This window comes from Streptomyces sp. NPDC044106 (assembly GCF_056433985.1).
Genome location: NZ_JBWKFZ010000017.1, coordinates 47,076 through 67,076, shown reverse-complemented (window position 1 = coordinate 67,076; position 20,001 = coordinate 47,076). Strand labels below are relative to the sequence as shown.

General features: G+C 70.1%; 24 protein-coding genes. 1 reads left to right on the top strand and 23 read right to left on the bottom strand.

Translation table 11 applies throughout. The annotated features are described in order from the left end of the window. Positions 1 to 74 precede the first annotated feature (74 nt). From rlmN to rpsB, 6 genes are all read right to left on the bottom strand, one after another. Complete coding sequence (gene rlmN, locus AC07DI_RS28780; RefSeq protein ID WP_384250069.1) at positions 75 to 1,181, bottom strand: dual-specificity RNA methyltransferase RlmN; 1,107 nt, start codon at positions 1,179 to 1,181, stop codon at positions 75 to 77. A 95-nt stretch (positions 1,182 to 1,276) separates the two neighbouring features. Next, on the bottom strand, positions 1,277 to 2,386 hold the full coding sequence (locus AC07DI_RS28775) for a phosphatidate cytidylyltransferase (RefSeq protein ID WP_384250066.1): 1,110 nt from the start codon (positions 2,384 to 2,386) through the stop codon (positions 1,277 to 1,279). A 31-nt stretch (positions 2,387 to 2,417) separates the two neighbouring features. Further along, positions 2,418 to 2,975 carry a ribosome recycling factor gene (gene frr, locus AC07DI_RS28770; RefSeq protein WP_384250064.1) on the bottom strand — a complete coding sequence of 186 codons (558 nt, stop codon included), beginning with the start codon at positions 2,973 to 2,975 and terminating at the stop codon, positions 2,418 to 2,420. A 156-nt stretch (positions 2,976 to 3,131) separates the two neighbouring features. After that, positions 3,132 to 3,893 (bottom strand): UMP kinase, encoded by a 762-nt coding sequence (gene pyrH, locus AC07DI_RS28765; RefSeq protein ID WP_384250061.1) that lies wholly within the window; start codon positions 3,891 to 3,893, stop codon positions 3,132 to 3,134. Positions 3,894 to 4,078: 185 nt separating this feature from the next. Beyond that, positions 4,079 to 4,915: a translation elongation factor Ts gene (gene tsf, locus AC07DI_RS28760; protein WP_384250058.1), complete on the bottom strand. Its 837-nt coding sequence runs from the start codon at positions 4,913 to 4,915 to the stop codon at positions 4,079 to 4,081. A 98-nt stretch (positions 4,916 to 5,013) separates the two neighbouring features. Then, positions 5,014 to 5,940 (bottom strand): 30S ribosomal protein S2, encoded by a 927-nt coding sequence (gene rpsB, locus AC07DI_RS28755; protein ID WP_384250055.1) that lies wholly within the window; start codon positions 5,938 to 5,940, stop codon positions 5,014 to 5,016. A gap of 348 nt (positions 5,941 to 6,288) precedes the next feature. Here rpsB and AC07DI_RS28750 point away from each other — a divergent pair, with 348 nt between their 5' ends. Next, positions 6,289 to 6,846 carry a murein hydrolase activator EnvC family protein gene (locus tag AC07DI_RS28750; RefSeq protein ID WP_478906969.1) on the top strand — a complete coding sequence of 186 codons (558 nt, stop codon included), beginning with the start codon at positions 6,289 to 6,291 and terminating at the stop codon, positions 6,844 to 6,846. Positions 6,847 to 6,854: 8 nt separating this feature from the next. On the opposite strand, the gene AC07DI_RS28745 is transcribed toward AC07DI_RS28750, so the two are convergent. The 17 genes from AC07DI_RS28745 to AC07DI_RS28665 all read right to left on the bottom strand — a co-directional run bounded on the left by AC07DI_RS28745 (position 6,855) and on the right by AC07DI_RS28665 (position 19,914). Next, entirely contained in the window at positions 6,855 to 7,412 is a 558-nt protein-coding gene (locus AC07DI_RS28745) for a TetR/AcrR family transcriptional regulator (RefSeq protein ID WP_384250220.1), read from the bottom strand. Between the two features lie 105 nt (positions 7,413 to 7,517). Then, positions 7,518 to 8,360 (bottom strand): RNA polymerase sigma factor WhiG, encoded by an 843-nt coding sequence (whiG, locus tag AC07DI_RS28740; RefSeq protein WP_361720710.1) that lies wholly within the window; start codon positions 8,358 to 8,360, stop codon positions 7,518 to 7,520. Between the two features lie 387 nt (positions 8,361 to 8,747). Continuing rightward, entirely contained in the window at positions 8,748 to 9,908 is a 1,161-nt protein-coding gene (gene dprA, locus AC07DI_RS28735) for a DNA-processing protein DprA (RefSeq protein WP_478906967.1), read from the bottom strand. After that, positions 9,905 to 11,524, bottom strand: a complete 1,620-nt coding sequence (locus AC07DI_RS28730; RefSeq protein ID WP_478906965.1) for a YifB family Mg chelatase-like AAA ATPase — start codon at positions 11,522 to 11,524, stop codon at positions 9,905 to 9,907. Before AC07DI_RS28730 ends, dprA begins: the two co-directional genes overlap by 4 nt. Further along, a complete protein-coding gene (locus tag AC07DI_RS28725; RefSeq protein WP_478906963.1) occupies positions 11,524 to 11,931 on the bottom strand; it encodes a YraN family protein in 408 nt (135 codons plus the stop codon). The genes AC07DI_RS28730 and AC07DI_RS28725 overlap by 1 nt, the downstream gene beginning before the upstream one ends. Positions 11,932 to 12,064: 133 nt before the next feature. Further along, entirely contained in the window at positions 12,065 to 12,373 is a 309-nt protein-coding gene (locus tag AC07DI_RS28720) for a DUF2469 domain-containing protein (protein WP_005311352.1), read from the bottom strand. Positions 12,374 to 12,428: 55 nt separating this feature from the next. Then, entirely contained in the window at positions 12,429 to 12,944 is a 516-nt protein-coding gene (locus AC07DI_RS28715; RefSeq protein WP_478906961.1) for an NUDIX hydrolase, read from the bottom strand. After that, positions 12,934 to 13,689 (bottom strand): signal peptidase I, encoded by a 756-nt coding sequence (gene lepB, locus AC07DI_RS28710; protein WP_478906959.1) that lies wholly within the window; start codon positions 13,687 to 13,689, stop codon positions 12,934 to 12,936. The genes AC07DI_RS28715 and lepB (AC07DI_RS28710) overlap by 11 nt, the downstream gene beginning before the upstream one ends. A 76-nt stretch (positions 13,690 to 13,765) precedes the next feature. Next, complete coding sequence (gene lepB, locus AC07DI_RS28705) at positions 13,766 to 14,740, bottom strand: signal peptidase I (protein WP_384250034.1); 975 nt, start codon at positions 14,738 to 14,740, stop codon at positions 13,766 to 13,768. Further along, positions 14,625 to 15,710 (bottom strand): signal peptidase I, encoded by a 1,086-nt coding sequence (lepB, locus tag AC07DI_RS28700; RefSeq protein ID WP_478906957.1) that lies wholly within the window; start codon positions 15,708 to 15,710, stop codon positions 14,625 to 14,627. Before lepB (AC07DI_RS28700) ends, lepB (AC07DI_RS28705) begins: the two co-directional genes overlap by 116 nt. Beyond that, on the bottom strand, positions 15,703 to 16,425 hold the full coding sequence (lepB, locus tag AC07DI_RS28695; RefSeq protein WP_478906955.1) for a signal peptidase I: 723 nt from the start codon (positions 16,423 to 16,425) through the stop codon (positions 15,703 to 15,705). The genes lepB (AC07DI_RS28700) and lepB (AC07DI_RS28695) overlap by 8 nt, the downstream gene beginning before the upstream one ends. Before the next feature lie 45 nt (positions 16,426 to 16,470). Continuing rightward, complete coding sequence (gene rplS, locus AC07DI_RS28690) at positions 16,471 to 16,821, bottom strand: 50S ribosomal protein L19 (RefSeq protein WP_355811736.1); 351 nt, start codon at positions 16,819 to 16,821, stop codon at positions 16,471 to 16,473. 169 nt (positions 16,822 to 16,990) lie between these two features. Then, positions 16,991 to 17,812: a tRNA (guanosine(37)-N1)-methyltransferase TrmD gene (gene trmD, locus AC07DI_RS28685; RefSeq protein ID WP_384250023.1), complete on the bottom strand. Its 822-nt coding sequence runs from the start codon at positions 17,810 to 17,812 to the stop codon at positions 16,991 to 16,993. Continuing rightward, positions 17,812 to 18,354: a ribosome maturation factor RimM gene (gene rimM, locus AC07DI_RS28680; RefSeq protein ID WP_478906952.1), complete on the bottom strand. Its 543-nt coding sequence runs from the start codon at positions 18,352 to 18,354 to the stop codon at positions 17,812 to 17,814. Before rimM ends, trmD begins: the two co-directional genes overlap by 1 nt. Positions 18,355 to 18,447: 93 nt before the next feature. Next, a complete protein-coding gene (locus AC07DI_RS28675) occupies positions 18,448 to 18,687 on the bottom strand; it encodes an RNA-binding protein (RefSeq protein WP_014176063.1) in 240 nt (79 codons plus the stop codon). A 2-nt stretch (positions 18,688 to 18,689) separates the two neighbouring features. Continuing rightward, positions 18,690 to 19,127 carry a 30S ribosomal protein S16 gene (gene rpsP, locus AC07DI_RS28670; protein WP_150186450.1) on the bottom strand — a complete coding sequence of 146 codons (438 nt, stop codon included), beginning with the start codon at positions 19,125 to 19,127 and terminating at the stop codon, positions 18,690 to 18,692. Between the two features lie 190 nt (positions 19,128 to 19,317). After that, positions 19,318 to 19,914 carry a hypothetical protein gene (locus AC07DI_RS28665; RefSeq protein WP_384250016.1) on the bottom strand — a complete coding sequence of 199 codons (597 nt, stop codon included), beginning with the start codon at positions 19,912 to 19,914 and terminating at the stop codon, positions 19,318 to 19,320. Positions 19,915 to 20,001 lie beyond the last annotated feature (87 nt).

The following is a 20,001-nucleotide window of genomic DNA, read 5'->3' as shown; positions in this document are numbered from 1 at the left end:
CTGTCGGAATATGCAGATGTATGTACGAGGCGTACGCCCGCCAGACTACCTCCCGGCCGTCTGGCGCTCGCCGTCTACCGCTCGGCGGCGGCGAGCTGACCGCACGCTCCGTCGATCTCCTGACCCCGGGTGTCCCGAATCGTGACCGGTACACCGTGCGCCGCGATGGCCGCCACGAACGCCTTCTCGTCCTCGGGGCGCGACGCGGTCCACTTCGAGCCCGGCGTCGGGTTCAGCGGAATCAGGTTCACGTGCACCGGCTTGCCCTTGAGCAGCCGCCCGAGCCGGTCACCACGCCATGCCTGGTCGTTGATGTCGCGGATCAGCGCGTACTCGATGGAGAGGCGGCGGCCCGACTTGGCCGCGTACTCCCAGCCCGCGTCGAGCACCTCGCGCACCTTCCACCGCGTGTTGACGGGAACGAGCGTGTCGCGCAGCTCGTCGTCCGGCGCGTGCAGCGAGATCGCGAGGCGGCACTTGAAGCCCTCGTCGGAGAACCGGTGGATGGCCGGCACGAGCCCCACCGTCGACACCGTGATCCCGCGCTGCGACAGGCCGAGGCCGTCCGGCTCCGGGTCGGTGAGGCGGCGGATGGCGCCGGTCACGCGCTTGTAGTTGGCCAGCGGCTCGCCCATGCCCATGAAGACGATGTTGGAGAGGCGCGCGGGCCCGCCCGGGATCTCGCCGTCCCTGAGCGCCCGCATGCCGTCGACGATCTGGTGCACGATCTCGCCCGTCGACAGGTTCCGGTCGAGGCCGGCCTGTCCCGTGGCGCAGAACGGGCAGTTCATGCCGCAGCCCGCCTGGGAGCTGATGCACATGGTGACCCGGTCCGGATAGCGCATGAGCACCGACTCGACGAGCGTCCCGTCGAACAGCCGCCAGAGCGTCTTGCGGGTGGTGTCGTCGTCACAGCTGATGTGCCGCACCACGGACATCAGATCGGGCAGCAGCGCCTCACGGAGCTTCTCGCGCGAACCGGCGGGGATGTCGGTCCACTCCGCCGGGTCGTGGGCGTACCGCGCGAAGTAGTGCTGCGAGAGCTGCTTGGCGCGGAACGGCTTCTCGCCGGTGGCGGCGACGGCTTCCTTGCGCTCGGCGGGCGTGAGGTCGGCGAGGTGCCGCGGGGGCTTCTTGGCTCCGCGGGGCGCGACGAAGGTGAGTTCTCCGGGTACAGGCATGGTCCTTCCAGTGTCGCAGACATACGCGAAGGGGCTCGCCGCCCTGTGGACAACGAACCCCTCACGCACGTTTACGCAGGTCAGACAGGTATGGATCAGCCCGAACCGACGAAGATGACCAGCAGCAGCCAGACCACGGGGGCCGTCGGCAGCAGCGAGTCGAGGCGGTCCATGATGCCGCCGTGGCCCGGCAGCAGCGTGCCCATGTCCTTGATGCCGAGGTCCCGCTTGATCATCGACTCGCCGAGGTCACCGAGCGTGGCGCTCGCCGCGACGGCGAAGCCGATCACCAGGCCCTGCCACCACTGGCCGTCGTCGATCAGGAACTGCAGGCACAGCGCGCCCCCGGCCATCGCGAAGGTGACCGCGCCGACCAGGCCCTCCCGGGTCTTGCCCGGACTGATGCGCGGCGCCAGCTTGTGCTTGCCGAAGCGCCAGCCGATCGCGTACGCCCCGGTGTCGCTGACGACGGTCAGGAGCAGGAAGGTCAGCACCCGCATGGCGCCGTCCTCGGCGGTCAGCATCAGCGCCACGAAGGTCGCGAGGAAAGGAACGTAGAAGGCGGCGAAGACCCCCGCCGTGACGTCCTTCAGATAGCCCTCCGGCGGCTCCGTCATGCGCCAGACGAGGACCGCGAGGGCGGTGAGGGCCATCGCGACCCACGCGCCCTCGGTCTCGCGCACGTAACCGGCGACGACCATCGCCGCACCGCCCACCGCGAGCGGCACGAGCGGCGCCTTGATGCCCTTGCGCTCCTCGAGCCGCGAGGTGAGCTCCCAGAGGCCGACCACGACGGCGACCACTATGACGCCGATGAAGACGGCCTTCACGATGAACAGCGACGCGATGATCACCGCGCCGAGTCCCACACCGACTCCTATGGCCGCCCCGAGATCGCGGCCCGCGCTCTTCTTCTGCGGTGCGGCCGGGGCCGGCTGCGGCTGTGGTGCGCTGGGCATGGGCTCCTGCGGAGGCTCGTCACGGAACAGGGGGCCGCCCGTCCGAGTGGCCCCCCGGCCGTCGTCCTGGTCTCCGCCGTTGACGGGTACGTCGGGCACGATGGGCATGGGCTGCGTCTCAGACGGAAACAGCGCGTCCTGCGCATCGTACGCGGGACCTGACGGGGTCGCCCCCTGACCGGGCCCCGCGTCGGGCGGCCCCCAATACCCGGCTCTGGGCGGCGCCCCCCAGGAAGAGTCGTTCACGGATCGGTTCCTGATTCCTCGGACTCGAGACTCAGACTTCGAGCAGCTCGGCTTCCTTGTGCTTGAGCAGCTCGTCCACCTGCGTGACGTACTTCGCGGTGGTGTCGTCGAGCTCCTTCTCGCCGCGGCGGCCCTCGTCCTCGCCGATGTCGCCGTCCTTGATCGCCTTGTCGAGGGCCTCCTTGGCCTTGCGGCGGATCGACCGGATCGAGATCTTGGAGTCCTCGGCCTTGGTCTTGGCGACCTTGATGTACTCCTTGCGGCGGTCCTGGGTCAGCTCAGGGAACGTCACACGGATGATGTTTCCGTCGTTGCTCGGGTTGACGCCGAGGTCGGAGTCGCGGATCGCCTGTTCGATGTTGCGCAGCGCGCTCTTGTCGAACGGGGTCACCACGGCCATCCGCGGCTCGGGCACCGAGAACGAGGCCAGCTGGTTGATCGGCGTCAGCGCGCCGTAGTAGTCAGCCACGATCTTGTTGAACATCGCCGGGTGCGCACGGCCGGTGCGGATCGCGGCGAAGTCCTCCTTGGCGACCACGACGGCCTTCTCCATCTTCTCCTCGGCCTCGAGGAGGGTCTCTTCGATCACCACTTGCTCCTGCGTGTCTTGAGTAGGCCCGGCCGGCACGGGGCGGCCGGCTGCGTCGCGTGTCTTTCCTGCACGGTGTCCGACCGGCAGGGCTTTGTCCATCCCCTCAAGTGACGTCTCGCGTCCGTCTCTTGAGACTGGCCCAGGTCCCTCGGGTCAGGCCCGGCTTCCCTGGTCGCCCACGAGTGTGCCGATCTTCTCACCCTTGACGGCCCGGGCGATATTGCCTTCGGAGAGCAGCTCGAAGACGAGGATGGGCAGCTTGTTGTCCCGGCACAGCGTGATCGCGGTCATGTCGGCGACCTTGAGATCGCGGGTGATGACCTCGCCGTAGCCGAGGGCGTCGTACTTCACGGCGTCGGGGTTGGTCTTGGGGTCGGAGTCGTAGACACCGTCCACGCCGTTCTTGCCCATGAGCAGCGCCTCCGCGTCGATCTCCAGGGCGCGCTGCGCGGCGGTGGTGTCGGTGGAGAAGTACGGCATGCCCATGCCTGCGCCGAAGATGACCACGCGGCCCTTCTCCAGGTGGCGCACGGCGCGCAGCGGGATGTACGGCTCCGCGACCTGGCCCATGGTGATGGCGGTCTGGACGCGGCACTCGATGCCCTCCTTCTCCAGGAAGTCCTGGAGGGCGAGGCAGTTCATGACGGTGCCGAGCATGCCCATGTAGTCGGAGCGGGCCCGGTCCATGCCGCGCTGCTGGAGCTCGGCGCCGCGGAAGAAGTTGCCGCCACCGATCACGATGGCGATCTGCGCGCCGTCACGGACGACGGCCGCGATCTCGCGGGCGATGGCGTGCACCACATCGGGATCGACCCCGAGGCCGCCTCCACCGGCGAACGCCTCGCCGGAGAGCTTCAGCAGGAAGCGTCCGGCAACTTTGTCGTCGTCACTCTTCGAGTCGGCCTTGGTGGTCATGTGGTTCTCGCTTCTCTTACTTGGCACACATGCGAAGAAGGCCACTGCCGGCGGGGTGTCGTTCGCATCCCATGCTCGGCAGTGGCCTCCTCGTCAGATCCTGCGGTCGTACGTCACGCACGAGTGCCGTGCGCGGGCGACCGCTGTCGACCCTAGCGGGGTCTACCGTCGATCGCGGTACGGACTCAGATGCCGACCTTGATGCGCGAGAAGCGCTTCAGGGTGACACCGGCCTCGGCGAGAACCTTCTCGACCGACTTCTTGTTGTCCAGCGCGTACGGCTGGCCGAGGAGGGTGGCCTCCTTGAAGAAGCCGTTGACGCGACCCTCGACGATCTTCGGCAGGGCGGCCTCGGGCTTGCCCTCGGCGCGGGTGGTCTCCTCGGCGACGCGACGCTCCGACTCGACGACGTCGGCCGGGACGTCCTCACGGGAGAGGTACTTCGGCGCGAAGGCGGCGATGTGCTGGGCGATGCCCTTGGCCACGTCGGCGTCGGCCTTGTCCAGCTCGACGAGGACACCGATCTGCGGGGGCAGGTCGGGCATCGTGCGGTGCATGTACGCGGAGACGTAGGCGCCGGAGAACTGCGCGAAGCGGTCCAGGACGATCTTCTCGCCGAGGTTGGCGTTGGCCTCGTCGACGTACGCCTGGACGGTCTTGCCGGCCTCGATCTCGGAGGCGAGGAGCGCCTCGAGGTCGGCCGGGGAGGTCTTGGCGACGTGGGCGGCGAGGTTGTTCGCCACGGCCTGGAACTTCTCGCCCTTGGCGACGAAGTCCGTCTCGCACTTCAGCTCGACGATGACACCGGAGGTGTTGTCGTCGGCGATGAGGGAGACCACGGCGCCGTTCTCGGCGGAGCGGCCCTCGCGCTTGGCGACGCCCTTCTGGCCCTTGATGCGGAGCGCCTCGACGGCCTTGTCGACGCTGCCCTCGGCCTCGTCGAGCGCCTTCTTGCAGTCCATCATGCCGGCGCCGGTGAGCTCACGGAGCTTCTTGACGTCAGCGGCGGTGTAGTTCGCCATGATCGAATTTCTCTCTCGAAGTCTGAAAGATCTACGAAGGTCTACGGGTGAAAGGCGGGGGCCGATGGCCCCCGCCGTCACTTACCGAACCTGTGCGGTCAGGCCTGCTCGGCGTCCGCGGCGGGCGCCTCGACGGCGGCAACCTCGGCGGGAGCCTCGGCCTGCTCGGCGTCGGCGGCCTTCTCCGTCTCGGCGGACTTCTGAACCTCGGCGTCGGCCTCGGCGGCCTTCGGCTCGTCGGCCTTCTTCTCGCCCTCGAGCAGGTCGCGCTCCCACTCGGCGAGCGGCTCGCCCTGGGCCTTCTCGCCCGGCTTCGAGTCACCGGTGGCCACGCCGGAACGGGCGATGAGGCCCTCGGCGACGGCGTCGGCGATCACGCGGGTGAGCAGGGTGACGGAGCGGATCGCGTCGTCGTTGCCCGGGATCTTGTAGTCGACCTCGTCGGGGTCGCAGTTGGTGTCGAGGATGGCGACGACCGGGATGTTGAGCTTCCGGGCCTCGCCGACCGCGATGTGCTCCTTCTTGGTGTCCACGATCCAGACGGCGCTGGGCACCTTGGACATCTCGCGGATACCACCGAGGGTCTTCTCCAGCTTGGCCTTCTCGCGCGAGAGCACGAGAAGCTCCTTCTTGGTGAGACCGGACGCGGCGACGTCCTCGAAGTCGATCTGCTCGAGCTCCTTGAGGCGCTGCAGACGCTTGTAGACGGTCGAGAAGTTGGTGAGCATGCCGCCCAGCCAGCGCTGGTTCACGTAGGGCATGCCGACGCGGGTGGCCTGCTCCGCGATGGCCTCCTGCGCCTGCTTCTTCGTGCCGACGAACATGACCGTGCCGCCGTGGGCGACGGTCTCCTTGACGAACTCGTAGGCGCGGTCGATGTACGACAGCGACTGGAGCAGGTCGATGATGTAGATGCCGTTGCGCTCCGTGAAGATGAAGCGCTTCATCTTCGGGTTCCAACGACGGGTCTGGTGACCGAAGTGGACGCCGCTCTCCAGCAGCTCCCGCATCGTGACGACGGCCATGGCCGCTCTCCTTGAGAATCTCGGTTGTGCCGCGTGTGCCGGACGGCACTCGCGCCTGACGCCCGCTGTGCGCCGTGCCCACGAGGGACCGAGGGGCGCTGACACCGGCTGTTTCATGGCCTGGTGCCGGGGCGTGCGAAGTCGACCCGGTGACCCGGATCGCCACGAGAAGTGTACGGGACCCGCGGGGTACCGGGTGACGCCGCCGTCGATGCCCAGGTCCCGGCGGTGTCCGGACGGCGGCCGCGCCTCACACGACCGGGTGACGCGCCTGTCCACAACCGGCCGGCCGTCCACAGATCCGGACCATGATCCCCGCGGTGGCGTCCGGCGCAGGACGGTTCTCCCATGCATCTCGGACTCCTGCTGCCGACGCTGGCAACCCTGCTCGCGACGGTCCTGCCCGCCACCCCGGCCCCTGGCCCGCTCCCGGCCCCGCCGTCGGCCTCACTACCGGCCGCCGTCTGGCCGGTGGGCGCACCGACCGGCCGGCCCCAGGTCGTACGCGGCTGGGACCCGCCGTCGACCCCGTACGGCGCGGGCCACCGCGGCGTGGACCTGGCCGCGCCGCCGGGCAGTCCGGTACGGGCGGCGGCCCCGGGACACATCGTCTTCGCGGGCCGGGTGGCGGGCAGAGGCGTGGTCTCGGTGGAACTGGACGGCACGGGCGACCCGCCGCTGCGCACGACATACGAACCGGTCAGGGCATCGCTGAAGAAGGGCGACAAGGTCGGGGCGGGCGACGAGATCGGCACCCTGGAGCTCCCGGCCGGCCACTGCCCGCGGAACTGCCTGCACTGGGGCCTGCGCAGAGCCGGGACCTATCTGGACCCGTTGAGCCTGCTGCCCCCGTGGCTCCGATACCGGGGCCCGTCCCGCCTGCTACCGGTGAGCCCCGGAACATGAGGCCTCCGTCAGCCCCGCACGCCGCGCAGAGCCATGGCCACGGCCGCCTCGGTGATGGCGGTCGGGGCCTCGGCGGCGCCCAGCTCGATCCGCCGCACCGCCGCGTCCACGATTCCCTGCAGCAGCATCGCCGCCATCCGCGGCTGCTCGTGCCCCAGCTCCTCGAGCGCCTCGACGATCATCGCGATGAGGCCGCCGTGCGCGGCACGGATCTTCTCCCGCGCCCCGGCGTCGAGCTCGCTCGCGGAGATGGCGACCACGGCCCGGTGCCGCCGGTCACCCACCAGGGCGAGCTGTCGCCGCACATAGGCCTCGACCTTGCCCTCGGCCGACTCCGCACCCTCCATCGCCGCCGACACCTCCGCCGCCCAGACGGGGAAGTCGACCTCGCACAGCTCTTCCACCACGGCCGCCCGCGACCGGAAGTACTCGTACACGGAGGACCGGGCGAGCCCGGTGCGCTCGGCGAGGGCGGGGAAGGTCAGCGCCTCCGTACCGCCTTCGGACAGCAGGGAACGCGCGGCGTCCAGCAGGGCGCCGCGTTGCATCGACCGGTGCTCGGCCACTGAGGCCGCTCGAATCCTTGGCACGGCTCCACTTTACGGACGGCGCGCCGCGGGCGGGAGCCGCTGCCGTGCCCGCGCCGCCGGGGCAGGGACCATTCACCGTGCTCAGCGGCCAAAACTCGCCAGCTTCGCCCGCAGCTGCAGCACGGACTTCGTGTGGATCTGGCTCACCCGGCTCTCGGTCACGCCGAGCACATTGCCGATCTCGGCGAGCGTGAGGCCCTCGTAGTAGTAGAGCGTCACGACGGTCTTCTCACGCTCCGGCAGCGTGTTGATCGCCCGCGCCAGCAGCCGCCGCAGCTCCCGGTCCTCGGCGACCTCGACCGGATTGTCGGCCGCGTGGTCCTCGAGCGTGTCCATCAGGCTGAGCCGGTCGCCGCCCTCGCCGCCGACGTGCAGCAGCTCTTCGAGGGCCACCACGTTCGCCAGTGACAACTGGCTGAAAACCGCGTGCAGTTCCTCCAGTGCGATCCCCATCTCGGCGGCGACCTCCCCCTCCGAGGGAGTCCGCCTCAGCTGCGCCTCCAGCGTGGCGTAGGCCCGCTCGACGTTGCGCGCCTTCTGCCGCACGGACCGGGGGATCCAGTCGAGCGCCCGCAGTTCGTCGATCATGGCGCCGCGGATGCGCGTGATCGCGTATGTCTCGAACTTGATGGACCGCTCGATGTCGAACTTCTCGATCGCGTCGATCAGCCCGAATACCCCGGACGAGACGAAGTCGGCCTGTTCGACGTTGGGCGGCAGCCCCACGCTCACCCGTCCCGCGACGTACTTCACCAGCGGTGAGTAGTGCAGGATCAGCTGCTCCCGCAGCCGCCCGTCGCCCGTCTCCTTGTACGACCGCCACAGCTCGTCCAGCGACGACGGCGCGGGGGGCCGCTCCCGCTCGCCGCTACGAGCGGCGGGGGGAACCGCTGCCCGGTCGGACCCTGAGGTGTGCTGGGGCATTCGTCGCCTTGAGCCGTTCTGCCGTGAACTGGTGAGGTCGCGTGAGCCGGTGGGGTCGCACGGGCCGGTGACGTCGCGCGAGCCGTTCGGAACGCCGGCGTCGGTCACGCCGGTGCGGTGGAGAGTGTGCGTGGGGTGAATGAGGTTGTCCGTCTGGTTGTCCGTCCGTGCCGACCGTCTGGTTGTCCGTCCGTGCCGGAAGACTTGTGAGCGTAGCGTGACTGAAGTGTCGCAGTGTGCGAACAGTATGGGGTCCTGAGGGCGCAGATACGTTCCGCTGAGCGCCCCCGAGGGGCAGATCCGTCGCTCTGCGTGATGGCGGCGGCGTATCAACTGCGTTATTTCCCAAGGCTGTCGAGGGTCATCCGTCCGGCGCAACACACTGGGTCACGATTCACCTCCATCGGCGAAGACGGACCGAAACGCCTGGCGTGTCAACTGCCAGCCGTCGCCATGTCGTTCGACGAACCCCAACGACTGAAGCTCGTACAGTCGCCCGACCGCTTCGTCCTCCGTCGTCCCGGCGCCGACCGCGACATCCCGCGCCGCCACCCGCGCGCGGGCCGGCAGCGCCGCCAGGACGCGCTGCACCTCCGGAGCGAGCAGGTCACGCGGCACGACGGGGCCCCGCCGGGCCGGCGCGAGCTCCCCCATGTCACCGACGAGCTCGACGACTTCGGCGGCGTCGGTCACCAGGACACCGTCACCCCGCAGCAGTTCGTGCACCCCCGCGGAGAGACCGCTGGTCGCGGGCCCCGGCACCCCCATCGTGAAGCGTCCCAATTCCTGAGCGCTGCGTGCCGTTGCGAGCGCCCCACTGCGGTACGCGGCCTCAACCACCACCGTCCCCCGGGTCAGCGCCGCGATCAGCCTGTTCCGCTGGATGAACCGGCTCGGTGTCGGGTGATCCCCCGGCGGCAACTCGCCCACGACAAGACCCTGTTCCGCGATCCGGCCGATCAGCTCGGCGTGCCCGCTCGGATAGGGCCGGTCGACGCCGCAGGCCAGCACCGCCGCGGTGGCGCCACCGGCGCCGAGCGCCCCGCGGTGCGCGGCACCGTCCACCCCGTACGCCCCGCCGGAAATCACCACCCAGCCGCGCTCCGCGAGCCCCGCGGCGAGCCCGGCGGCCATGTGCGCGCCGTACTCCGTGCAGGCCCGCGCCCCGACGACGGCCACCGAGCGCAGCGCCCACATCCGTAAGGAGGGCCGCCCTCTGACCCAGAGCCCGACCGGCCGCGCGTCCCCCAGGTCGTCCAGCGGCACCGGCCACTCCGCGTCCCCCGGACACACGAACCTCCCCCCGACGTCCGCCGCCACCCGCAGATCCCGCTCCGGCCGCACCTCGGCCGCCCGCGCCCGCAGTCCCTCCCAGCGCCGCGCGGTCACCCCGGCCGGCCGCTCCTCCTCCCCGCCGAGCCTGCGCAGCAACTCGGCCGCGCCCAGCTCACGAAGCCACCGTCCGCCGACCGCGTCCCCCGGCTCCAGGACCCGGGTCAGGGCGACCCGGGCGAGCCGCTCGTCGTCCGGCGGCGCATCGGCGATCACGCCGGCGCCCCGATCGTCATCGGCACGCCGCGTGAGACCCCTGTACGCAATTGCAGCGCCAGGGCGACGTCCTGCGCGGTGGGCCTGCCGTGTCCCGCGAGGTCCGCGACGGTCCAGGCCACCCGCAGGACGCGGTCAAGGCCGCGGGCGGTCAGGAAGCCGCGCTCCAGGTCCAGCTCGGCCGCGTCCAGCGCGCCGGGGTCGGCGGGCCAGCGGGTGCGCAGCGCATGGCCGGGAACCTCGCTGTTGGTCCGCCAGCCGGTGCCGGTCAGCCTGGCCGCCGCTCTCTCCCGCGCGGCGCGCACCCGGTCGGCGACGGTCTGGGTGGACTCCCCGCGCGTGCCGTACCCGGCCAGTTCGGACCGGGTGACGGGCTCCGCGACGACCTTCAGGTCGATCCGGTCGAGCAGCGGTCCCGAGAGGCGGGCCTGATAGCGGCGGATGACGGAGGCGGGGCATTCGCAGCCGTCGCCCAGCAGCGTATGGCGGCCGCACGGGCAGGGGTTGGCCGCGAGCACCATCAGGAACTTCGCGGGCAGCCGCACCACTCCGGCGCTGCGCGCGATCACCACGTGTCCCGATTCGAGGGGCTGGCGCAGGGAGTCCAGGGTCTGGCTGCTGAACTCCGGCGCCTCGTCGAGAAAGAGCACTCCTCGATGAGCGAGGGACACCGCCCCCGGCCGGGGGACTCCCTTGCCGCCGCCCACCAGGGACTGCATCGTCGCGGAGTGGTGCGGTGCGCAGTAGGGCGCGATGTCGACCAGTGGCTTGCCCGGTGGCAGCATGCCCGCCACCGAGTGGACCGCGGTGACTTCCAGGGACTCTTCCCGGGTCAGCCGGGGCAGGACGGCGGGCAGCCGCTCCGCGAGCATCGTCTTTCCGGCACCCGGCGGCCCTTGCAGGAAGAGGTGGTGCGCCCCTGCCGCGGCGACCTCGACGGCGGTCCTGGCCGGCGTCTGGCCGACGACATCGGCCAGGTCGAGCGCATGGGTGTCGTCCAGGGCGCCGCTGAGGCCCGTGCCGAAGCCGGTGCCGGGCACGCAGAGTCCGGCGAGCATCGGATCGGGCCGGCCCGTCTCGTCCGGCTCCTCCTGCGGCACCGGCTCATCGGTGAGCACCGCGATGAGCTGCCGCAGGCTGCGCACGCCGAGGACGGATACGCCCGGCACCAGCGCGGCCTCGGCGGCCGTGCACTCCGGGACGACCACCTGCTCGTACCCCGCGTCGGCCGCCGCGAGGACCGCGGGCAGCACGCCCCGGACCGGCCGAACCCGGCCGTCGAGGCCCAGCTCCCCGATCATCACGATGTCGGCGAGGACCTTCGGGTCGATCCGCTCGGCCGCTCCGAGGACGGCGCAGGCGACCGCGAGGTCGAATCCGCTGCCACCCTTCGGCACCGACGCCGGGCTCAGTCCGACCGTGAGCTTCTTCTGGGGCCACTCGCCGCCGGAGTTGACCACGGCGGCACGGACCCGGTCGCGGCTCTCGGTCAGGCTCTTGTCCGGCAGTCCCACCAGCGTGAACGCCGCGACTCCGGGCTCCAGATCGGCCTGCACCTCGACGACCACGCCCTCGACACCGACCAGGGCGACGGAACATGTGCGCGCGAAACCCATCACGCCACCCCCCGCGCGTGCTCGACCACGGGGACACCGCGCCGCGGGATCAGGACGCCGACCAGATCGATGCGGACGCCGCCCGGCGGTGGGCCGCCGCGCTCCTCGATCCAGCGCTCGGCCAGTCTCCGCAGCCGCTCCGCCTTGATCCGTCCCACGGCCGCCATCGGATGCTCGAACGGTACGGAGCCGTCCCGGCCCGCCCTGCGCGTCTTGACCTCGCAGACGACCAGGGCCTCGCCGTCCATGGCCACGATGTCGATCTCACCGGTTCTGCCCGCGCGCCAGTTGCGCTCCAGAACCGTCATCCCCGACTCGACCAGCCGCCGTGCGGCCAGCTCCTCGCCGTACCTGCCGATTGCTCCCCGTGCGTTCATGTCGGCACCACCTCCGGCACCCACAGTCACGCGTCGGCCCGCACCTGTTGGATCTTGGTGCACTACTCACCGGTTGTGGAAAACTCCGCCACCCCTGCGAGTGAATTCCACCGCGCTCCGGCTCGCCCCGAGGGCGCCGGTCCTGGCGGCAGTCCTGGCCGCCTCAGCTGCCCGGCAGCTCGAGATCGCTCTTGTTGAGCTCCTCGATGTTCACGTCCTTGAATGTGAGAACGCGCACTTGCTTGACGAAACGCGCGGGTCTGTACATGTCCCACACCCAGGCGTCCGCCATGGACACCTCGAAGAAGACCTCGCCCTGGACCGAGTGCACCTGCATCTCGTAGTCATTGGTGAGGTAGAAACGGCGCTCCGTCTCGATCACGTATTTGAACAGACCGACGACATCGCGGTACTCCCGGTAGAGCTTCAGCTCCATCTCGGTCTCGTACTTCTCGAGGTCCTCGGCGCTCATGGCATGTTCCCCTTCAGCCGTGCGTCCCCCTATTGTGCGTCAGCCCCGCGAACCCCTACACGATTTCCGTGTCGAGGATCTCGGGCCGATTCGGGGGCCCCTCGTCGAGCAGTCTGCGGAACAGCCCGGCGAGCCTGGTCGGATACACCGTCTCATGAGCCTCGGTCAGTTCTCGGCACGTCCACCAACGTGCTCCGGTGACACTGCGTCTTTCCAGTTCCGTGCGGCCCTCGGCGACGGTCCGCGTCTGTGACGTGCGGGCCAGGTAGTACCACTCGTCCTGGTCCCAGCGCCGCCCGGCGAACGGGAAGGAGCAGACCCGCCGCCACAGGACGGGGCCAAGCTCGACGTCCGTGATGCCGGTCTCCTCCCGCAGCTCGCGCAGGGCCGCCTCCTCCCGCGTCTCGTCGCCCTCCACGCCGCCGCCCGGCGTGAACCACCAGTCGTCCGCCGGATTCCCGGGCTCATAGCCGTGCAGCAGCAGGATGCGGTCGTCCCGGTCGAGCAGGACCACGCGCGCGACCCGGCGCAACGGCCGCCCCGACAGTGACGCCGCGCTCTCAGCAGGCACTCGCGGTCTCCCCGGCACGGCTCCCGCCGCGTCGACGGCCCAGACGCTTCGCCACCGGCCCGTACGCCGCACCGCCCAGGACGAGGACCATGCCCGCCACGACAGCGATCACCACCATGCGCAGCGGTCCCGGCCGCGAGATGCCGCCCGGCATGTCCGCGAAGCCCTTGGGCCGTTCCAGCATGCCGAACTCGTCCATCGGCCAGGCCACCGCGTCGACCCGCGCCCGCACGGCGTCGCGCGGCACCGAGCCGTGGTCCGCGTCGCCCAGGTGCACGCTGGAGTCCAGGGAACCGCTGCGCTCGTCGCCGAGGAGGAAGAGGCGGCCCTCGGGGACCGTGGTGGTGGGGATGCCGGTGGCCGCGGCGCCCTGCCCCTCGGGCAGATACGGTTCTGCGACTTCCTTGCCGTTGACGGTCAGCTTGCCGTCCTTGCAGCAGGCGATCTTGTCGCCGCCGATGCCGACGACGCGCTTGACCATCGGCAGATCGCCCCAGGTCGACTGCTTGAAGACGACGACGTCACCGCGGCGCACGTCGTCGCCGTCTATGCGCTGTGCGAGCACCCGATCGCCGGAGCCGATCGTCGGTGTCATCGATCCGGTGGGGACGGTGTACGGCTGGTACTGGACGGCGCCCCAGGCGAACCCGCCGAGGAAGAGCACACAGCCGAGGGCCACGGCGATGCCCGACAGCACGCTGCCGAGCCTTCCGCGGCCCTCGTCCGTACGACGTGTCCTGCTCATCCCAGTGCTCCCCCGCTTCGGAGACGACCCCGCCGCCCCTGCGGGCGGCGGAAGATCGGCGATCTGGGACGGCACCCTACCCGGCGGTACTGCCGCCAGAAACCCTCGCGTCGCGCGCGGCGGCCACCGTGAGTCGACGCCTGCGCCACAGCACGACCGGGACGGCTCCCGCGAGTCCGAGGACGCTCGGGGCAGCGCTGGAGAGCGCGTTGATGCCCGGCTGGTCGAAGGTGTCGGGCTTGGGCAGGGTCGTCCAGCGGGTGGGCGGCCAGGCGATCACGATGGCGCGGCCCACGACGTTGTCCACGGGGACGGCGCCGCCCCCGGGCTGGTTCTGGTGGTAGCGGGAGTCCAGGGAGTTCTGCCGGTGGTCACCCATGACCCAGATTTTGCCCTTGGGTACCGTGACCTTGAACTGGCCGCCCTGGTCGTCGACGCTGCAAGGGGTGTTGCCGGCGAAGACGTACGGCTCGTTCAGCGCCTTGCCGTTGACCTTCACCGGGCCCGTGCCCTTGCACTCCACGGTGTCGCCGCCCACGCCGATGACGCGCTTGATGAGGTCCTTCTCGTCGGCGGACGGCATCAGGCCGACCCAGCCGAGGACCCGCTGGACCGCGTTCGGGTCGGGCGTGGGCTCGCCGTCCAGCCAGTGGCCGGGGTCCCGGAAGACGACGACCTCGCCGCGCTCGGGCTCGGATCCGAACCACGGCGTCAGCTTGTCGACGAGGACGCGGTCGCCCTGCTGCAGCGTGTTCTGCATCGAGTCCGACGGGATCGAGAACGCCTGGACCAGGAAGGTCTTGATGACCAGTGCCAGGACCAGGGCGATGCCGATGAGGAGCGGGAGCTCCTTCCAGAAGGAGCGGGGCTTCTTCCGCTGCTTGCCGCCCTGCTCCTTCGTCGCGCCGCCGGCGGCGCCGTCGGCGTCCGTGCCGTCATTCCCGGGGGTGGCACCGCCTTCGACGCCCTCGACGCCCGGCTCGTCGGATCGCTCCGGCCGCTCCTCGGGCCCCTCGTGTCCGGATCGTGCGCCGACCGCCAAATCCCCCACATCCACTCCTCAGTCCGTGCCGCCGCCTGCCCCAGATGCGATGCAGGCCCACCACTCCCATAACGAGCGGGAGTTCCGCAGGGGTCGGGAGCCGGATCAATCCATATCGATCGCCGGGGGCCACCCTATGCGACACACCTGTGGCCACGGCCTTTCCCGCACGCGCGTCGGGAACTGACGCAAATGTGGCGGGCTCGTCCAGTTTGCGCCAGTGGCCGAAGGGCCAGGCGATGACGATCGCGCGCCCCACCACCTCGTCCTCGGAGACGGTGCCGTGGAACTTCTCGGCGCGGTGGAAACGGGAGTCGGCGGAGTCGCTCCGGTGGTCGCCCATCATGAAGAGGCGCCCTTCGGGGACCTTCACCTCGAACGCGAAGGCGGAGGGCTTGTCCCCGGGGTGGATGTAGGGCTCGTCGAGGGGGGTGCCGTTGACGGTGACCTTGCCGTTCTTGTCGCAGCACTTCACGGTGTCGCCGCCGACGCCGATCACACGCTTGATCAGGTCCCGCTCGCTGTCGGAGGGAAGCAGACCGATCTGGGTCAGGCCCTCCTTGATCTGCTTGACGACCACGGGGTCGTGATTCTTCTTGCCCTGCTCCTCTTCGAGCCAGTTGCCGGGGTCCTTGAAGACGACGACGTCACCGCGGTCCGGCTTCGCCCCGAACCACGGCGTGAGCTTGTCGACCAGTACCCGGTCGCCGATCCGGATCGTCTGCTCCATGGATCCCGAAGGGATCACGAAGGCCTGCACAAGGAAGGTCTTCAGGACCAGAGCTATCAGCAGGGCCACCCCTATGAGGAGGGGCACTTCCTTGATGGCCGAGCGCCGCCTGCGCCGCTTCACCTTCTTCGCGAGCTTGCGCCGGTCGGCCCGGCCGGGCAGTACGGGGCCGTCGGTCGGCCGGGACCCGGTGGGCAGTAGTGTGTGCGCGCTGTTCTCGGCGCCGCGCGTCCGGCCGCGGTTACCCATGCGCGCCGCCGGGTCCGGGCACGCGCGCGTAGCCGTCGGGACGCTTCAGGGAGGTCCAGTGACCGACCGGCCAGGCGATCCAGTCGGCCCTGCCGATGACCTCGTCGACGGGGATCATGCCGCCGCCGGGCTCGCCGAGGTGGTCGCGGGAGTCCCTGGAGTCACTGCGGTGATCGCCGAGGAGGAAGAGGCTGTCCTCGGGGACGACGACGTCGAAGGGCACCTTGGAGGGAGGGTTGCCCGGGTAGAGGTACGGCTCGTCGACGGGCTCGCCGTTCACCTTGATCCTCCCCCGCTTGTCACAGCAGACCACCCGGTCTCCCCCGGTTCCGACGACGCGCTTGATGTAGTCGGCGTCTCCGAAGTACCCGCTGCCGTCAAAGACGACCGCGTCACCCCGCTGCGGTCCGGAACCGAAACGGTACGCCAACTTGTTGACGAGTACCCGGTCCCCGGAGCGGAACGCGGGCTCCATGGAGCCGCTCGGAATCTGGAAGGGCTGCACCACGAAGGTGCTGATGACGAGCAGGAAACCCATGCACAGCAGGAACGTCAGGGTCCATCCGCCGCCCGGCAGCCAGTCGGTGAGGAACGCGAAAACGGAGCGCGACCGTTCCTCCGTCTCCTCGGATGCTGCGGCGACGTGCGGGACGTCGCCGGAATCGGAGGGTGGGGAGGAGCGGTCGCGCTCCGTGTGCTGTGCTTCGGTGTCCATCGGGGCCAGATGCTATCCGGCCCCGCTGTGGACCCGCGCGGGAGCTCAGCGCTCGCGCTTCTCCTTGATCTTCGCGGCCTTGCCGCGCAGCTCACGGAGGTAGTACAGCTTCGCGCGGCGCACGTCACCGCGGGTGACGAGCTCGATCTTCTCGACGATCGGGGTGTGCACCGGGAAGGTGCGCTCGACGCCGACGGAGAAGGAGACCTTGCGGACCGTGAAGGTCTCGCGCACGCCGGCACCCTGGCGACGGATGACTACGCCCTTGAACTGCTGCACACGGGAGCGGTTGCCCTCGATGACGCGCACGTGGACGTTGACGGTGTCACCCGGGCGGAAAGCCGGGACGTCGCTGCGCAGCGACGCGCTGTCGACGGAGTCGAGCAGGTTAGCCATGATCGTCTGCTTTCTTCACTGATGCCACAGGTCATCAGTGGGATGTGATGATGAGGATTCGGTAGCTGTTCGCGTCGGGCGGGCGTCTTGGCCTTCCCCGCCGAGCGGGGAGAAGAGCTTCGGCCGATCCCCCTGTGGCAGGGGCGCACGCTGGACGTACAGCAGCGGCCTATTCTTCCACGGCTTGGGGGTCTCGCCCAAATCGGCCGTCGGGCCCCGGCCGCCACCCCAGGATCGAGAGCATCTCGCGGTCCTTCTTGTCGAAGGCCCCGGGCTCGCAGCGCTCGATGAGATCGGGCCTGTTGCGGACGGTGCGCCGCAGCGCCTCGTCCCGCCGCCAGCGCGCGATCTTGCCGTGGTGGCCGCTGAGCAGCACGTCGGGGATGCCGTGCCCGCGCCACTGGGGAGGCTTGGTGTAGACCGGGCCCTCCAGGAGGTTGGCCATGGCTCCGGGGGCGAAGGAGTCGTCCTGGTGGGACTCGGCGTTGCCGAGCACGCCCGGCAGGAGCCGGGCGACGGCCTCCGTGACGACCAGGACGGCGGCCTCCCCGCCGGCGAGGACGTAATCGCCGATGGAGACCTCGTAGACGGGCATGCGGGTCGCGTACTCGTCCGTGACGCGGCGGTCGATGCCCTCGTAGCGCGCGGGGGTGAAGACGAGCCAGGGGCGCTCGGAGAGCTCCACGGCGAGCTCCTGGGTGAAGGGGCGGCCACTGGGCGTGGGGACGACCAGGACGGGCCCGTGGGCCCCCGCCTCGTACCCGTCGGCGAGCACGTCGTCGAGGGCCGCGCCCCAGGGCTCGGTCTTCATGACCATGCCGGGGCCGCCGCCGTAAGGGGTGTCGTCGACCGTGTTGTGCCGGTCGTACGTCCACTGTCTGAGGTCGTGCACCTGGACGTCGAGCTGCCCACGCGCGCGTGCCTTGCCGACGAGGGAGACGTTCAGGGGGTCCAGGTACTCGGGGAAGATCGTGACGACGTCGAGCCGCATTACGCCTCGTCCCGCGCGGAGGCGATCTCGGCGCGGTCGTCGATGAGACCGGGGGGCGGATCGATGACCGCGCGCTGGGCATCGAGGTCGATCTCGGTGACGATCTCCTCGACGAAGGGGATCATGACCTCGCTGCCGTCGGGCCGTTCCACGATGAAGAGGTCCTGCGAGGGCAGGTGCGAGATCTCGGTGATCCGGCCGACCTCCGTGCCGTCCTCCAGGACGACGTCGAGGTCCATGAGCTGGTGGTCGTAGAACTCGTCCTCGTCCTCGGGGAGCTCCGCCGGGTCGACCTCGGCGATCAGGATGGTGTTGCGCAGCGCCTCTGCGCCGGTGCGGTCGCGTACGCCCTCGAAGCGCAGCAGCAGTCGGCCGCTGTGCACCCGGCCCGACTCGATGGTCAGCGGGCCTGCGGAGACGGGGTCCGTGGCGAGGACGGCACCGGGGCCGAGCCGCAGCTCCGGCTCGTCGGTGCGGACCTCGACGGTGACCTCACCCTTGATGCCGTGGGCACGGCCGATGCGGGCGACTACCAACTGCACTGCGTTTCTCCTCATCCAACGACTACGGGCCGGGGAAGGCCCTGGAGCCCTCCCCGGCCCGAGCCGGTGCTGCTGTGGTTCTGCGAACCCGGTTCAGCGAACCTGGTCCACGTCGACGAGGTCGACGCGGACACCGCGGCCACCGATGGCGCCCACGACCGTGCGCAGGGCACGCGCGGTGCGGCCGTTGCGGCCGATCACCTTGCCGAGGTCGTCAGGGTGGACCCGGACCTCGAGGACGCGCCCGCGGCGCAGGTTGCGCGAGGCAACCTGCACGTCGTCGGGGTTGTCGACGATGCCCTTCACGAGGTGCTCGAGAGCCTCCTCGAGCATGCTCAGGCCTCGGTGGACTCGGTGGACGCGGCTTCGGCCTCGTCCGCCTTCTTGTCCGACTTCTTGGCCTTCTGGGTGATGGCCTCACCCTTGGCGTCGTCGCCCTCGAGACCCTTGGTGAAGGCCTCGAACGCGGCGCGCTTGTCCTTGGGCTCGGCGACCTTCAGCGGCGCCGGGGCCGGCAGGCCCTTGTGCTTCTGCCAGTCGCCGGTGAGCTTCAGGATGGCCATGACCGGCTCGGTCGGCTGGGCGCCGACGGACAGCCAGTACTGGGCACGCTCCGAGTTGACCTCGATGCGCGAGGGGTTCTGCACCGGGTGGTACAGACCGATCTCCTCGATGGCCCGGCCATCACGGCGGGTACGGGAGTCGGCGACGACGATGCGGTAGTGAGGCGAACGGATCTTGCCCAGACGCTTCAGCTTGATCTTGACTGCCACGGGAGTGGTGTCTCCTGGTCTTGACGTGGGTGGGCACAACAGTGATGCCGCGTGGGGTTGCGGTACTCGAGTGCCCGATGGACGCGTCAGCCGGAGGAGAGAGGGGTCCTGTGCGACTGTCGAGTACAGCTAGCCATTGTGCCATACGTCCCCGGGGCGCCCGAACCCGGACCGGGCGCCCCGGCCGGGCTCAGCCCACACCCACGGCGACCACGTCCGGGATGCGGAACGGCTTCCCGCAGCCGCCGCACATGATCGGCGCCTGGGCGAGCACCGAGGGGACGACGCGGACGTTGCGCCCGCAGTCGCAGACCGCCTTCACTCGCACGCCTCCTCCTGAGGAGCCGTGCCGGGCGGCGGGGCCCCGGAAGCTGCGCGCGGTGTCCGCCGTCGTCGCCGCGGTGTGCGCCTTCAGCGCGCGCTGCAGGCGCTCGATCGTCGGGCGGTAGAGCTTCTTCGCCTCCGGGTTGAGCGTGACCAGGGAGAAGCCGCTGCTCGGATGTGGCTCCTCGGGGTGGTCGAGGCCCAGCTCCTCGGCGATCGCGAGGAATCTGCGGTTGTGGTAGCGGCCGGCACGTGAAGTGTCGCGTACACCGCGCGAGGCGGCGATGCCATGGACTGCTTCGTGAAGCAGTCGCTCGAAGGAGAGCTCGGCGCCACAGGCGGACGACGACTCTCCGATCAGGGATTCGGGCGCGGCAAGGTCGGGCAGCTCGGGGTGGTGCCGCTGAATGTCGGCCCACGCCTGTGCCAGCTCTGCGGCGAGAACAGGTGGTGTCGTGCTCACGTCGTGACAACGAGCCGAGTGCCCCGGGGGTTCCATTCCGGGGCATCCCAAATAATTTGCACGTACCCGTCAGTTGCCATTGATGCG